The sequence below is a fragment of the Haloferax marinum genome (assembly GCF_009674625.1).
In the GTDB taxonomy this organism is placed as follows: Archaea; Halobacteriota; Halobacteria; order Halobacteriales; family Haloferacaceae; genus Haloferax; species Haloferax marinum.
Genome location: NZ_WKJQ01000001.1, coordinates 2880634 through 2894842, shown reverse-complemented (window position 1 = coordinate 2894842; position 14209 = coordinate 2880634). Strand labels below are relative to the sequence as shown.

Genomic DNA, 14209 nt, shown 5'->3' with positions numbered 1-14209 from the left:
AAGGCGTCGTCTCCCCTGACTGCGCCGTCGCCAGCGCGAACCCTTTTGCTCCGACGGGGAGAAGCCAGCATGATGCATAATCCGAGGTCGGACAAGCCCGTACTCGTTGGCGTCGAGAGTTTGGATAACGTCCAGCAGTTGGTTCGTACCGCCGGCGACCTCGCCGACCTCGGGGCGGGCACGGTTCGGGTCGTGACCGTCGCAGTGAAGCGTTCAGACTCCCCGTTCAGAGTGTTCTCAGACGAGACCATCGTCCGTGAGTTCGCCGACAGCAGTCACGAACTGCTCGACCGGGCGACCACACCGGAGGGCGTCACCATCGAACGCGACGTACTCGTGGCGCGGTCGGCCGCGAGAGGGCTGCTCGCGGCGGTCGAAGAGACCGACCCAGCCGCACTCGTCGTCGGCTGGCGTCCGCAGGAACAGCGAACCGACGCCGTCTTCGGGACGACCGTCGACGCGCTCGTCGAGCGCGCACCCTGTGACTTGTACGTCGAGCGCGTCGGCCACGAAGCCAACGGCGTCGACTCCATCCTCCTCCCGGTCGCGGGTGGCCCGCACGTCGAGACCGCCGCTCGGGCCGCGATAGCTATCGCTGCTCGGAACGACGCCCGCGTGCTCGTGTTTTCGGTCGAGACGTCAGGCGACGCCGCGGCACTTGCCGCCGAGGGGCGCGAAGCGCTGGCCGGCGTGGACGGCCCCGAAGTACCGGTCGAGACGACGGTCCGGGAGAGCGACGACGTGACCGGCGCCATCGTCGACGAGGCGGCCGCTCACGACGTGGTCGTGATGGGGGCGACCCGGAAGGGCTCTCTCCGACGGAAGCTCGTCGGGTCGGTCCCTCGGCGGGTCGTCGACCAGACCGACCGGACGGTCATCCTCGCGCGGAGCGGCGACGTCGTCGGCGGCCCGCTTCACGAACTCGGGCGACTACTCCGACGATGGTAGCGGTCGTGTTCTGGGTCCTCGTCGGGCTCGCGACTGTGACCAGCTTCGCCACGGCGTGGGCGCTCGGTGCGAACAGTAACTCGCCGCCGTTCGCCCCTGCAATCGGCGCGAACGCCATCTCGACGATGCGTGCTGCCTTCCTCATCGGTATCCTCGCCGCACTGGGTGCACTCACGCAGGGTGGGAGTATCTCCGAGACCGTCGGGTCAGGGCTCATCGACGGTGTCGCATTCACGTCGTTGGCGGCGACCACCGGGCTCTTGACCGCCACCGCCTTCATGGCGTTCGGTGTCTACACCGGCTACCCGGTTCCGGCCGCCTTCGCGACTACGGGTGCGATGGTCGGAGTCGGACTGTCGCTCGGTGGCGACCCCGCGTTCGAGACGTACCGGCGCATCGCGACGTTTTGGGCGCTCGTACCACCTGTCTCCGGCGGGCTCGCGTACCTCACGGCCAAGCTGTTGCGTCGCGACGACATCCCAGAGACGGTGGCGATTCCCCTGCTGGCGAGCATCGTCGGTGGTATCGTCGCGAACATCGAATTGAGTATCGTCCCCTCTCCGACCGGCGCGGCACAGGAGTCGGTAGCCGGGTTCGTCTCGGGCACCCTCCCGTTTCTGACCGTCGCAGGCGTCGATATCGCCACCGTCGCCGTAACACTGCTCTTCGCCATCGTGAGCTTCCAGCTCATCCGGCGACGAACCCAGGTGTCAGTCGACAAGGGAATCAAGACGTTCCTCATCGTGCTCGGAAGCGTCGTCGCGTTCTCTAGCGGCGGGAGTCAAGTGGGACTGGCGACCGGGCCGCTGGAGAACCTCTACCGGGCCGAATTGGGACTCCCGGCCATCGTGCTGCTGGCACTCGGGGCGACCGGCATCCTCAGCGGAGCGTGGATGGGCGCACCGCGTCTGCTCCAGGCGACGTCCCGCGAGTATGCACAACTCGGCATCCGACGCTCTATCGCCGCGCTCGTGCCCGGATTCATCATCGCACAACTCGCCATCGCGCTCGGCATCCCGATATCGTTCAACAACATCATCATCTCCGGCGTCATCGGCGGCGGGCTTGCCGGCGGCTCTTCGAGTATCTCGCGTCGGAAAATCGGCTTCACTCTGGGGTTTTGGGTCCTCACGCTCGGCATGTCGATAGTGGTCGGGTTCGGGCTCTACCGGCTCTTCGCCACGGTGCTTGGGGCGTAATCACTTGATAACCGTCACCGGCACCGGGGAGTCCCCAACGACGGTCGAAGCGACAGTTCCGAGGAGACGACGACTGAGTGCGTTCCGGTCGCCTCCGTGTCCGCCCATGACGACGTGGTCGACCTCGTGCGCGTCGACGTACGCGAGGATGGTCTCCGCGGGGTCGCCCGCTTCGACTGCGGTGTCGACGCGCTGGCCTGCCCCCTCTACCCGTCGTTTCGCGTCTGCGACCAGGTTCTCGGCCCGGTCGTGAGCGGCGTCCTCCCGTGACTCGTCGACACCGATGATACCCCCTTCGCTCATCGGGCTATCGAGCGGCGTCACCACGTTCAACACCGTCACGGGACAGTCGAACGTGGCGAGCGCGTGTGCCAGCGCGTCGTCTGCGAGCGGTGACCCGTCCAGCGGGACGAGAACGTGGGATGGTTCCATATGCACACTCCGTGGCCGAGACACAAGTATGTCGACGGTGACTCCGACGAGGAGACGGTCTCACCCTGTCGACGGTGGCCCCCGACGAGGAGACGGTCTCACCCCGTCGGCCGAGGCGACTCATCTGGCGAGGTCAGTTGGGGAGACGTCGAACCGTTTGAGGAACTTCTGCACTGCTTCGTCGGCCCCGACCAGGGTTATTCGTTCGTCTCCGGAGAACACCCACTGCGGGTCGACCGAAACCGTTTGCCCGTCTCCGCTCTCGATAGCGATGACACGACAGCCAGTCTGTTCGTAGATGCGGGAGTTTCCGAGTGTCGACCCGGAAAACGGTGTGGCCGGGACGCGAACGAGACGAATCTGACTCGCCGGCGCGAGCACGTCCTCACCTCGAAGCTCCTTTGCGACCATCCTCGCGCTCACCCGTGGGACTGACAGGACGTAGTCGGCCCCGGCGGTGAACGCCTTCTGCGTGGCCTCTGCATCTCCAACACGGACGAGCACCTCTATCTCGGGGTTGAGCGACTGTGCGAGCACGGTCGTCAAGAGTGCAATCGAGTCGTCTGGGACGCCGATGATGATAGCCCCGGCGCTCTCGACACCTGCGGCGACCAAGACGTCTCGGGAGCCTCCGTCGCCGACGATATCGACACCTGGTCGGTCCTCGACGTCGATTGTGACGACTTCACCACCGGACTCTTCGATGACCGCTTTGGCGGCGTGACCGACTTCGCCCAACCCAACGAGCACGAAGCGTTCGTGTTCGGTGAACGACCGGGGCGGCCGGGTGAACTCGCTCAAGTTCTTGAGTGCGCCCTCCGCACCGGACACCAACAGGACGGTGTTCGGACGGACAACTGCGTCCGGACTGGGTGGGAGCTGTAGTTCGCCGTCGAGCCACGCACCGACGATATTGGCTCCGGTTCGCTCTCTGACCTTGGTCTCTCGGATGCTGCGCCCGACGAGTTCGCTCGAATCCGAGACTGGGAGTTCCATCAGTCTCGTGTCTCCCCCGAGTTCGATGGTGTCTCGCAGTTCGGAACTGAACGAGGCGACGGCTTTCTCTGCGAGGCGATGTCCCAAGACGCCGTGCGGTGACAGCACGGTATCCGCGCCGACGGTGCGCAGTATCGATTCCATCTCGCTGTCGTCGGTCAGTGCGATGACGTCGATATCCGGCCGCATCCCTCGGACAGTGAGTATCGTGTCGACGTTCGCGTCGCCAGCGTCGGTGATGACCGTCTTCGCAGTTCCGATACTGGCCCGCTCGAAGGTCGACGTCGCCTGTGGAGAGCCGTGGATGGCGGCGTAGCCGCGATTCGAGAGTGACTCGGCGTCCTCCCGTGAAGAGGAGATAAGCACGTAGTCGATGCCGAGTTCGCGGAGTTCGTCCAGAAGGATTGCAGAGTCACGGCGGTATTCGCAGATGATGACGTGGTCGGTTTTGGGACTCAGTCGGTCGTCGAGGTTGACCTCAGCGCCGGTAAACAGCGGGATGATGATGAGACGAAGCGTGAAAAACCCGATTGCGATGCCGGAAATCTGAATCAACGCGACGAACAGAAACATCAGCGGATGGCTCCAGATACCCGAGTCCTGACCGTACCCGGTAGTGGTCATCGTCTGGATGACGAACTCGAACGAGGCGAAAATCGACTGATCGACGCCTTCGAGCCGTAACAGCGCGTAGTTGTATGCCACCGTGTAGAAGAGTATGAGTAACACGAGTCCGGCTACGTAGTAGATGACGTGTCGGATTCGTCGGCTTGGTTCGAACCGACGAATCGACTCGGGGAGCGAGGACATGTTGGGATACGTGTATTAGTACGTAAGCCGACAAAAGCGTACGCGCCCCTCACTGTTTGGTTGATTGTGGACTAATCGAATGTCGTTCAGGCGATTTCCCCAGTTTTTTCTCTGTGAGCACGTCGCGATACCGCTCTTCGGATGTGTAGAATGTCGCCCAGAACACTACCTGACGAGAATCTACTACCACGTTCGACGAAAGGTAGCAGAATGTAATACAAGCATCCGGCGACCGAGCGGTCCGGAGGGCCCGGCAGGTCGCCGGTTTGCTCGCCGCAGGCGAGGCCGACGAGCGACCGCCGGGAGCGAGGAGCGCTTTTGGTCGAGCTTTCGCCGAGCGAGCCAACGGCTCGCGTAGTGTAAAAGGTCGAATGTCGCCCGGAACACTAACGGCCGGTATCATCCCGAGGCGGCGTGCCGCGTCAACCGGGAAACCCTCGTGCCAGGCGGTCCGTCTTTCGGGCGCGGACGTTCCGAAGTACGCCGGCGTCTGCCGGCCAGTAGGTGTCGCGCACCTGGGTTCGCCGTTCTGTCATCGCTCCCAAAGTGGGACAACTCGGACGGGGACTTGAGGTACGCACTCCCGTCTAGTTCTTCAGGGGTAAAACGAGTTCCGACCGCGCCGTCTCCTCACCTTCGAAGAACGCTGCTCGGAGACGAACCACTTGGCCGTCGATTCGGACGTAGTAGACGCGGTCGGTTGGCCCGCCTGATTCGGGGAGTGCGTCGAGGTCGGCGCGAAGCGCGTCGTAGTCACTCAGACAATCCGAGATACTCGACTCGCGTGGATGGCCACCCGACGCACCTTCGACGACTTCTAGAATCCACTCGTTCCCTGCGACGCGTGGGTCGTCTGCCGACACGACGGTTGCATCAGACGGTGGGCTTCCGGCCAACTCCGCATACAGATAGATTTCTGCGTCTGTACATCCCCGAAGCGACGAACACCCGGCGAGAGACGCCAAGAGACCGACTCCGGAGACTGCCAGACCAGTCCGGAGCAACCGACGGCGAGACAGAGAACTATCCATCGACAGAGAGAATCCCGGAGTCAAAGATAAACGTTCGGTCGACTACAGTGTGTACTCGGACTCTTTCAGTTGGACGAACTTGCCGTTGCGGTACTTGAGTTTCGTCTTCTTGTACCGCGTGGCGAGTTTGGCAGCGCTAAAGCCCGCCGAGAGTTTGGCGGTGTCGAACGCTTTGTAGCCACCGTCTTTTGCGAGGAGTTTGCGCGCCGCTTTGAACGTCTTGTCCCAGTCGTTCGGTCCGTAGTCGTGGACGATCTCGGCCATCGCGACGTTTCTGAGGATTTCGTCACCGATGGCGTCCTTCCAGCGGGTGTTGTACTCGCTCAGGTCGCCCTCGGCGGCGAGTTCACCTGCGATACCGCCGGTTCGGACGGCGACGTGGTCACCACCTTCGTGGAACGCCGACGTGGAACCCATCGCACCGCCAGTGACGGCGATGCCGGCTCCGACGGGTGAGTCGATAGGTCGAGTCGACGAGATGGCGTAGGTCTCTGTCCCCTTGGTCTTGCCCCGGTCTTCGACGAGTGGGAAGTCCTCGTCGACGTCGTACTCGTCGCCGTACTCCTGTTCGAGGAGTCGACGGACGTACTCGCGTCCTTGCGGGATGCGCTCGTCTTCCGGGCGAAGCAGTTTGTAGTCGTCTCGGTCTTTCACCTCGTCGATGTCCAGGCCGATGGGCATCGTGAGGCCGACTCGGCAGACGTTGTTGTCGTTCGGGAAAATCCACGGATACGCCGTGTGGCCGGGCATGTATCCCCACCAGAACTTGATTGCGCCGTCGACTTCGTCGAACAGTTCGGGCGGGAACTCGCGGTGTTCCTGGTAGGCGATGTGGTTGGCTTTCGGCGCAGCGAGTCGGTCGGTGATGTCGAACGACAGATATCGGTCGAGAACTTTGTTCGTGACCGTTCGCTGTGGGCCGTCCGCGAGGATGAGGAAGTCGGCACCGACGTCTTCGCCGTTCGCCAGACGGACGACGTGTCGTGGGTCGTCTTCGCTCCCACTCGCGTCGAGGTCTGTCTCTACGTCTCGGACCGACGCTTTCACTCGATACTCTGCGCCCGCGTCCTCCGCGCGACTCCGCATCCAGTCGTCGAACTTCGCACGGTGGAAAGTGTATCCGAACTCGTCGTACGACGAATCGATGCCCGTGCTCCGAAGCGTCACCGTCTCGCTCGGCCCGATGAACTCGGCCCGGTCGAGGATGTCGAGGACGACGTCGTCCGGCATCTCGGCGGGGTCGATGCCCATGATGTCCACCCAGTAGTCGAGGATACCAGCGGCGTCCGTCGAGTCCGGACCCAGACCAGCTCGGTCCGCTCGGGGGACGCCTTTCTCTAAGACCACGGCGGTGGCGCCAGCCGACGCGGCAGCGTGTGCTGCCGACGTCCCGGCCGGACCGCCACCGACGATGGCGACGTCTACGCGTTCCATACCGCTACAGCACTTCGCTCGAGTATTAAACCCCCTGAAGCGACGTTGGCAGTCGGACACTGCGGTGCGGTGTGGCAATCTAACTACCGTGTCTGATAACTGGGTACGGAGGTTTATCACGCAGACCGAAGGACGTTCGCCTGGATGAACGCTGAAAAGTCGGGTGGGCAACGAGCACCTGTGGTGTTCAGAGACGAGACTGGTGACCTCGTCTTTGTCGATGGCGGCCCCGCTCCGCAAGGGTACGCACCCGTCGCGTGGAAACTCGGTGAAGATGGCACCCGGTTCGTCGTGGACCCGACTGTCGACGCCGTCGCCGTCACCAGAACTATCTCGAAGAATCGTCACTACGACCGCGACCGCGAACCCGACCACGATTACGTCGGCTAAGCACCGACCACGATTACGTCGGCTAAGCACCGACCGCGAACCCGACCACGATTACGTCGGCTAAGCATCGACCGCGAACCCGACCACGACTGCGTCGGCGAGGCACGGGACTCGCGAGCGACGTGGCTGGCACAGACGCGTCTCTCACTCGGCGCTGGCCACGACTGAAATCGGACAGGTTCATCACGCAGTTCGAGTATTCACGACCATGAGCGACCCAGACATCGCGGTTCTTCGCCAGAAGATTCACGGACTGTCCGCAGCGGAGTTCGCCCAAACGCTTCGTGAGCGACTCCCCGACGCCGAGGTGGCGCTCGCACGGACCCCCGAAGACGAACGAGAACTCCTCTCTCGTGCCCGAGTCGCCACTGGATTCACCGTCGACGAACAGGCGCTCGAATCCGCCGAGAGTCTCGAACTGTTCGCCTGCGTGTTCGCTGGAACCGGCCACCTTCCAATCGAGGCGCTCGAAACACACGACGTCGCCGTCACCAACGCGTCGGGTGTTCACGGGCCGAACATCGCCGAACACGTCCTCGGAAATATCCTCTATTTCGCCCGCAGGTTCCACGTCGCCGAACGCCAGCAACGGGACGCTCACTGGCAGTCCTTCCAGACGCACGAACTGCAGGGCTCGACGGTTACCGTCGTCGGTCTCGGCGCGCTCGGCGAGGCCATCGTCGACCGCCTCGACCCGTTCGGCGTCGAGACGATAGGCGTCAGATACACGCCCGAGAAGGGCGGTCCAACAGACGAAGTCGTCGGATTCGACGACGAACAGGGCCTCCACGACGCGTTCGCTCGCTCGGAGTACGTCGTCGTCGCGTGCCCACTGACCGAGACGACGCGCGGCCTCGTCGACGCCGAGGCGTTCACGTCGATGGAACCCGACACCGTCCTCGTCAACGTCGGGCGCGGACCGGTCGTCGATACCGACGCACTCGTCTCCGAACTCCGAAGCAACGGTATTCGTGGGGCGGCACTCGACGTGACCGACCCCGAACCGCTCCCCTCCGACCACGACCTCTGGAACTTCGAGAACGTCTTCATCACGCCGCACAACGCCGGCCACACACCGAACTACTGGGAGCGACTGGCCGACATCATCGCCGAGAACGTCGAAAAGTTAGACGCTGGCGACGACGACTTCCGGAACCGCGTCGTCTAAAAATCCGAATTCGGTCCGTTACTCGTCGCGCGTAAGCGCCGGATTCGTCACGGCACCGTTGGCCGCCGACCCGAAGTCACGAGCGTACTTCGCCAGCACACCGGAGGTGTAGTTCGGCGGTTTGGGTTCCCACTCTTCTTTCCGGGCGGCGAGTTCGTCGTCGGAGAGGTCGACGGAGAGTTCGCGGTTCGGGATATCCACGGTCACTTCGTCGCCGTCTTCGAGGAGTGCGATGGGGCCGCCGTCGGCCGCCTCGGGGGCGACGTGGCCGACCATGGGGCCGCGCGTCGCACCGGAGAACCGACCGTCGGTGAGGAGCGCCACGTCGTCTTCGTGGCCCTGTCCGACCACTGCGGCGGTGACGCCGAGCATCTCGCGCATGCCGGGACCACCGCGCGGACCCTCGTTGCGGATGGCGATGACGTCCCCAGACTCGATGTGTCCTTCCTGCACGTAGCGCATGGCGTCTTCTTCGCTCTCGAAGATACGGGCGGGGCCGGTGTGGTGGAACTTGTCGTCACCGGTCACTTTCAGCACTGCACCGTCGGGGGCGAGGTTGCCGGTGAGAATCTTGATTGCACCCTCTGACTGGTAGGGTTCGTCCACGGTGTAGAGGAAGTCTTCGTCGATGTCTTCGTCGTCCGGCAGGTCGAGGTGGTCGAGTTCTTCTTCGATGGTTCGACCCGTGACGGTCATGGCGTCGCCGTGGAACAATCCGGCCTCGAGCAGGCGACGGACGACGACCGGAACGCCGCCGACCTCGTGGAGGTCGTTCATCACGCGCGTCCCGCCGGGTTGGAGGTTCGCAATCTTCGGCGTGCGACGAGAGATTTCGTCGAACTCTTCGATGTCGAGGTCGACACCCGCCTCGGCGGCGAGTGCGAGGAGGTGAAGCACGGCGTTGGTCGACCCACCGATTGCGACCTGCAGCGCGATGGCGTTCTCGAAGGACTTCTTCGAGAGGACGTCCGAGGGGCGAAGGTCGTTTTCGACGCAGTGGATGACTGCTTCACCAGCACGGCGGGCGACGTCGTACCGCTCTTTGGACTCGGCAGGTGCCGAGGCCGACCCGAGCGGTGCCATGCCGAGTGCTTCTGAAATCGAGGCCATCGTGTTCGCGGTGAACATCCCACCACAAGAGCCTGCACCGGGGCAGGCGTGGCGTTCGAGGTCGTCGAGTTCGTCGGCGCTCATCTTTCCTTCCGCGTAGGTGCCGACACCCTCGAAGACGTTCTGGACGGTGACCTCACGGCCCTCGTGTTGGCCGGGCATGATGGACCCACCGTAGAGGAACACCGACGGGAGGTCGGTCCGGATGGAGGCCATCATCATGCCGGGGAGGTTCTTGTCACACCCGGCGACGGTGACGAGTGCGTCCATGCGCTCACCGAACGAGACGAGTTCGACGGAGTCGGCGATGACCTCGCGCGAGATGAGCGAGGCCTTCATCCCCTCCGTCCCCATCGAGATGGCGTCGGAGATGGTGACCGTGCCGAACTCGATTGGCATCCCGCCGGCCGCTTCGATACCCTCGATTGCCGCGTCGGCGACGTCGTCGAGGTGAACGTTACAAGGGGTGATGTCCGCGGCGGGGTTCGGGACGCCGACCATCGGCGACGAGAGGTCTTCGTCGTCGAATCCCATGGCGCGGAACATCGCTCGGTGCGGGGCCTTGTCCGGCCCTTCTGTGACCTCCGAACTTCGGAGGTTCGGGTCCTTTCCCGAAGAGAACACGTCGTCTGCGTCCTCCTCGCGTGGGGGCTGCTGGCTCATATCTCACCGGAACGTGTGCGCGGACTTAAAGGGCGGCGACTGGGCAGACGTTGCAGTCGGGTTGGTGACTCCCCAAACAGGGTCGGTAATCTGATGGGTGAGCGTCTTCCACCGGGGAAATCTACAACACAGTTCGGTGTGTCGTTCTATCGATGATTGACGGTGGGAGGGACACGCCGCCGAGCGACAAAGACGCCATCGTGAGTGCACCGAGAGGGGTGGGAAAGACGGTGCTGGCGACGGTAAACCAGTATCCGAGCGTCCACAAACGTGGCTGTCACGGTGCGCTCGTCGAAGAGACGTCGGCGTTTCGGTCCGACATCGAGCAGTTCTCCGACCTGCACGTCCTCCTCTGGGACGCCGACCTGCGACAGGTCCTCGACGTGCGCGAAGACGCCGTCGAAAGCTCCGTCGCATACGAGTCCTCTCGTGTGCCGGAACTCCACATCGAGAACCGGTTCCGGTTCGGCAGTGGCTACGAGGCGACGCTCTCGCAGGACCTTGTCGTCGCCGTCGACGACCCGGCCCTTCTCCTCCGCAATCACGTCGCGTTCGAACGAGCGAACGAACACACCATCTACACGCTCGTCAACTTCGGCATCGAAGACGTCCTCGGCATCGACGGTGTCGACGAAGCCTACTACACGAACGAAGACGGGGTCGATTTCGTCGTCGCGTACGACCACGACCGATTCGTCGCCCTCGCCCAGCACCGACCGTCGGTCGAGAACTCGACAGACGACACGTCCGGCGATTCGACGTTCCACGGTCACCGCGTCGGCGTGCAGAATCACTCGACTGGCGACTCACGAAGTGCGTGGTCCGATATCTACGAAGACGAAGACGGGTGGCTCACCCCGAACGACGTCGCGTCCGGCCGGGTCGACGCTGGCGTCGGACTGCACGTGGGAACGGACACAGACGTGTCGTGGCTCACGGGTATCGGATTCGGGACGACACACACAGAAGCAGTCGCTGCTGCCAGTCGGGTTCTCGACACCGGTTACGAACCGATTCGAGCAGCGTTCCACGACGCGTGGACTGACTGGCACGAAGCGGTCAACGACGGGCCGACGGGTGACGAGACGGCAGACCGGATGTACGACCTCTCGATGACGAGTCTCAAATGCGTCCAAGACCCACGCGGGCCGATGATTGCGGGCGCGTTCAAGCCCATCAACTTCGAGTACAAGTTCGTCTGGCCGCGCGACCAAGTCATCATCGTGCAGGCACTCTTGGCAGCGGGTGCGACAGCAGAAGCCAGAAAAGCGCTCGCGTGGCTCGATTCGGTGCAGATAGACGATGGTGTTCGGGGTCCACGCGGAATCGAACGCGGCGGGACGTGGTGGCAGAACTACTTCGTCGATGGAACGCCCCACTGGCGCGAACTCCAACTCGACCAGGTAGGCGGCCCGATATACGCCCATTGGCTCACGTGGCGTGAGACAGGCGACGAATTGGTCCTCTCGGACCACTACGACATGTCTCGACGAGCGGCCGAGTTCCTCCTCGACTGGGACAACGGGTGGGGGTTCCCGAAGAAACATCAAGACACGTGGGAAGAAGTGTGGGGCCACACGACCGGTGGAAGCGCGGCGGCAATCGCTGGGCTTCGGTGTATGGCAGAGATGGCCGAGGCAGTCGGCGACGGCGCGTTCGCACAGCGATGCCGTCAGCAGGCCGGCGTCTGGACAGCGAACTTCGACACGTACTGCTTCAAACGAGGGACACCGTACGGCGACCACTACGTCACCGCCGACTCACCGGACGGGAACGAACGACCACCACCCGACCAGCGCCCCGACGCGGCAGCGTTCATGGCCGTCTGGCCGTGGAACGTCGTCTCTGCGACGCACCCACCGATGCAATCGACGGTCGAACTCTGCGACGAACTGTGGTGGCGTGCCGACCACTCGCCGTGTCTCGACCGATATCCCGGCGACGACTACACACCGACTGGAACTGCCGAAGACGGTGGATGGCCACTCTGCGAAGCGTACGCCGACGTGGTTCGATGGCTCGGAGCGACGGACGAAACCGCCGTCTCGGACCACATCTTCGACCACGCCAAAACGTGGGCGACGGCCGCGGGCCTTCTTCCAGAACGTGTGGACGGCAACGGCGACGTGCGGTGGAATTCGAACCTCCAGTGGGCGCAGGCGACGTTCGTCTTGCTCGCCGAGAGTTACGTTCGCGGGGCACCGTTCGGAATGGCTCCCAGCGAGTGAACGCAGACGAGCGAGTTACGCTTCGTCCCGCCGAGCGAGGCCAGTGAGGTGTGGTGCTTCTGCGACGATTATCTCTGCTGTCCCGAGTCGTGCCGCGTTTTCACTCCCCGGAAGGCAGAACGCTGGCATGCCATCGACGATACCCGCCGACGCACGCGTCCCGACGACACGCGTTCCAATCTCGTCGTACGAGAGTCGGCGGAACAACTCGCCGAATCCGGGGAGCGTCTTTTCGAAGAGTTGCTCGGCGGCCTCGACCGTCTGGTCGTCGGGGGTGACACCCGTTCCACCGGTCGTGATAGCCACGTCGACGTCACCACGGTCTGCCATTCGTGCGAGTGCCGTCTGAATCTCGTCGAAGTCGTCGTCGACGACGCGACGGACCGAAATGGAGTGGCCTGCGTCGTGGAGAATCTCCTGGATAGCGTCACCTGCGGGGTCGTCGTCGACTGTCCGAGTAGACGACACCGTGAGCACTGCGAACTCGAGTTCTGTCACGTCGTGGGCGTGGTGGTCGTGGTCGTGGTCGTGGCCATGGCCGTCGCGGTTGTGATTGTGGCCGTGGTCGTGGTCGTGGCCATGGCCGTCGCGGTTGTGATTGTGGCCGTGGCCGTGGCCGTCGCTCCCGTGACTGTGGTCGTGGTCATGGCTCTGGTCGCCACCCCTGTGCTCGTCGTCGTCGTGACCGTGGGTGTGGTCGTGGTCGCTCACGTCGGTGGCTTCGTCGTCGGGCGATAAAGTTCCCCGGTCAGTTGCCAGTGGGGTCGTCGGGATACTCGTCGAGGACCGATTCGAGCGTCACCGCTTCAGATTCAGATTGCAGCGACTCGAACGTATCGACCACCCACGAGATGGCCTCTTCGTTGTCGTTGGTGGCGACTCCACCGACTCCAGTGTCGGTGTAGACGACGATGCCTGCCTCGTCGTCAGTCGCCCACAGGCCAAACCCGAACGGAATTTCGCCGCGGTAGACGTTCACCTCGTCTTTCTGGAGGTTTTCGATGATGACCGAACGCGACCGGGGAGAGTCGAGCAGTTTCTCGTTGAGCTCGTTCGCAACGAGCATCTCGACGGCAGTGCCACCTGCTGTCGCCGCGTCGTAGAACGCTTCCAGTTGTCCCTCGATGGCGACCGGAGCGATACCGTACAGCGTCTCGCTGTCCTGGATACTCGCGAATAGCTGTTCGATGACCGCATCCGGGATGTCAGGGCTAGATGTGTACACTCTCGCGCCGGACAGAACGACCGGGTCGAGCGGCGCGTCCGATGGGAGCATCGACAGGAGTTTCTGTGCGTTCGTCAGCCCACGAACGGTCTGTTCGTACCGTTCGTACGCGTCGAGTGCACATCTCCCCGAAAGCGTCAGTTCGTACCCGTTGTCCCGCTGGTGGACGACCCCAGCGTTCACGAGCGTGCGAATGACTCGGTCGACAGTCGAACGAGACGTCCCGAGGATATCGGCTAACGCACGCTTGTCGTACGGCCCGTCAGCGAGAACTTCCAAAAAATTGGCGCGTTCGACGAGCAAACCGAGTAACTCCGCTCCCTGTTGAACGCCGTTCCGCGTCATCAGCGACCACCTGCCGGAGACAGTTGCCAGTCGTTCGGGGTGGGGAAGCGGCGTTCTCCACGGCTCGACAGTCGTTGTGCTATCATATCGTACGAGGAGGGTCTATGGGCGTTGCCACAGCGAGTACACTGGAGGGGGTAATGAACGTGTCTACTGGTGACATTGGTCGAACAGTTCCTGCACGAGTTGATAACTAGTTGACCGAAACCTAACTTTTTGGGGGTTGGTTG

At 63.2% G+C, this 14209-nt stretch carries 12 protein-coding genes; 5 read left to right on the top strand and 7 right to left on the bottom strand.

Annotated features, from left to right (window positions below; translation table 11 throughout):
• Positions 1-72: 72 nt before the first annotated feature.
• Together GJR99_RS14625 and GJR99_RS14620 are read left to right on the top strand one after the other, a co-directional pair.
• Complete coding sequence (locus GJR99_RS14625) at positions 73-948, top strand: universal stress protein (RefSeq protein WP_151113425.1); 876 nt, start codon at positions 73-75, stop codon at positions 946-948.
• The gene (locus GJR99_RS14620; protein WP_151113423.1) at positions 942-2147 is read left to right on the top strand and encodes an inorganic phosphate transporter; all 1206 of its coding nucleotides are present in this window, start codon (positions 942-944) and stop codon (positions 2145-2147) included. The genes GJR99_RS14625 and GJR99_RS14620 overlap by 7 nt, the downstream gene beginning before the upstream one ends.
• On the opposite strand, the gene GJR99_RS14615 is transcribed toward GJR99_RS14620, so the two are convergent.
• From GJR99_RS14615 to GJR99_RS14600, 4 genes are all read right to left on the bottom strand, one after another.
• Positions 2148-2579 (bottom strand): universal stress protein, encoded by a 432-nt coding sequence (locus tag GJR99_RS14615; protein WP_151113421.1) that lies wholly within the window; start codon positions 2577-2579, stop codon positions 2148-2150. It lies immediately after the preceding gene.
• A 120-nt stretch (positions 2580-2699) separates the two neighbouring features.
• Positions 2700-4385 carry a potassium channel family protein gene (locus GJR99_RS14610; RefSeq protein ID WP_151113419.1) on the bottom strand — a complete coding sequence of 562 codons (1686 nt, stop codon included), beginning with the start codon at positions 4383-4385 and terminating at the stop codon, positions 2700-2702.
• A gap of 587 nt (positions 4386-4972) precedes the next feature.
• On the bottom strand, positions 4973-5416 hold the full coding sequence (locus GJR99_RS14605) for a Tat pathway signal protein (RefSeq protein ID WP_151113417.1): 444 nt from the start codon (positions 5414-5416) through the stop codon (positions 4973-4975).
• A gap of 42 nt (positions 5417-5458) precedes the next feature.
• Positions 5459-6850 (bottom strand): NAD(P)/FAD-dependent oxidoreductase, encoded by a 1392-nt coding sequence (locus tag GJR99_RS14600; RefSeq protein ID WP_151113415.1) that lies wholly within the window; start codon positions 6848-6850, stop codon positions 5459-5461.
• Between the two features lie 144 nt (positions 6851-6994).
• Between GJR99_RS14600 and GJR99_RS14595 the strand changes: the two genes are divergently transcribed.
• Positions 6995-7240 (top strand): hypothetical protein, encoded by a 246-nt coding sequence (locus tag GJR99_RS14595; protein WP_151113413.1) that lies wholly within the window; start codon positions 6995-6997, stop codon positions 7238-7240.
• A 208-nt stretch (positions 7241-7448) separates the two neighbouring features.
• Positions 7449-8408: a D-2-hydroxyacid dehydrogenase gene (locus tag GJR99_RS14590; RefSeq protein ID WP_151113410.1), complete on the top strand. Its 960-nt coding sequence runs from the start codon at positions 7449-7451 to the stop codon at positions 8406-8408.
• A gap of 18 nt (positions 8409-8426) precedes the next feature.
• Here the strand turns inward: GJR99_RS14590 and ilvD are convergent, their stop codons facing one another.
• Positions 8427-10181 (bottom strand): dihydroxy-acid dehydratase, encoded by a 1755-nt coding sequence (gene ilvD / locus GJR99_RS14585; protein ID WP_151113408.1) that lies wholly within the window; start codon positions 10179-10181, stop codon positions 8427-8429.
• A 152-nt stretch (positions 10182-10333) separates the two neighbouring features.
• On the opposite strand from ilvD, the gene GJR99_RS14580 reads away from it, so the two are divergent.
• Entirely contained in the window at positions 10334-12409 is a 2076-nt protein-coding gene (locus GJR99_RS14580) for a glycoside hydrolase family 15 protein (RefSeq protein ID WP_151113406.1), read from the top strand.
• 15 nt (positions 12410-12424) lie between these two features.
• On the opposite strand, the gene GJR99_RS14575 is transcribed toward GJR99_RS14580, so the two are convergent.
• Both GJR99_RS14575 and GJR99_RS14570 read right to left on the bottom strand, forming a co-directional pair.
• Positions 12425-13120 carry a MogA/MoaB family molybdenum cofactor biosynthesis protein gene (locus GJR99_RS14575; RefSeq protein ID WP_151113404.1) on the bottom strand — a complete coding sequence of 232 codons (696 nt, stop codon included), beginning with the start codon at positions 13118-13120 and terminating at the stop codon, positions 12425-12427.
• A 37-nt stretch (positions 13121-13157) separates the two neighbouring features.
• The gene (locus GJR99_RS14570) at positions 13158-13979 is read right to left on the bottom strand and encodes a helix-turn-helix transcriptional regulator (protein WP_151113402.1); all 822 of its coding nucleotides are present in this window, start codon (positions 13977-13979) and stop codon (positions 13158-13160) included.
• Between the last annotated feature and the right edge of the window lie 230 nt (positions 13980-14209).

Bases quoted from the DNA above. Each gene is read 5' to 3' on its own strand.
- GJR99_RS14625 (WP_151113425.1), top strand. From the start codon at position 73: ATGCATAATCCGAGGTCGGACAAGCCCGTACTCGTTGGCGTCGAGAGT.
- GJR99_RS14620 (WP_151113423.1), top strand. From the start codon at position 942: ATGGTAGCGGTCGTGTTCTGGGTCCTCGTCGGGCTCGCGACTGTGACC.
- GJR99_RS14615 (WP_151113421.1), bottom strand. From the start codon at position 2,579: ATGGAACCATCCCACGTTCTCGTCCCGCTGGACGGGTCACCGCTCGCA.
- GJR99_RS14610 (WP_151113419.1), bottom strand. From the start codon at position 4,385: ATGTCCTCGCTCCCCGAGTCGATTCGTCGGTTCGAACCAAGCCGACGA.
- GJR99_RS14605 (WP_151113417.1), bottom strand. From the start codon at position 5,416: ATGGATAGTTCTCTGTCTCGCCGTCGGTTGCTCCGGACTGGTCTGGCA.
- GJR99_RS14600 (WP_151113415.1), bottom strand. From the start codon at position 6,850: ATGGAACGCGTAGACGTCGCCATCGTCGGTGGCGGTCCGGCCGGGACG.
- GJR99_RS14595 (WP_151113413.1), top strand. From the start codon at position 6,995: ATGAACGCTGAAAAGTCGGGTGGGCAACGAGCACCTGTGGTGTTCAGA.
- GJR99_RS14590 (WP_151113410.1), top strand. From the start codon at position 7,449: ATGAGCGACCCAGACATCGCGGTTCTTCGCCAGAAGATTCACGGACTG.
- ilvD (WP_151113408.1), bottom strand. From the start codon at position 10,181: ATGAGCCAGCAGCCCCCACGCGAGGAGGACGCAGACGACGTGTTCTCT.
- GJR99_RS14580 (WP_151113406.1), top strand. From the start codon at position 10,334: ATGATTGACGGTGGGAGGGACACGCCGCCGAGCGACAAAGACGCCATC.
- GJR99_RS14570 (WP_151113402.1), bottom strand. From the start codon at position 13,979: ATGACGCGGAACGGCGTTCAACAGGGAGCGGAGTTACTCGGTTTGCTC.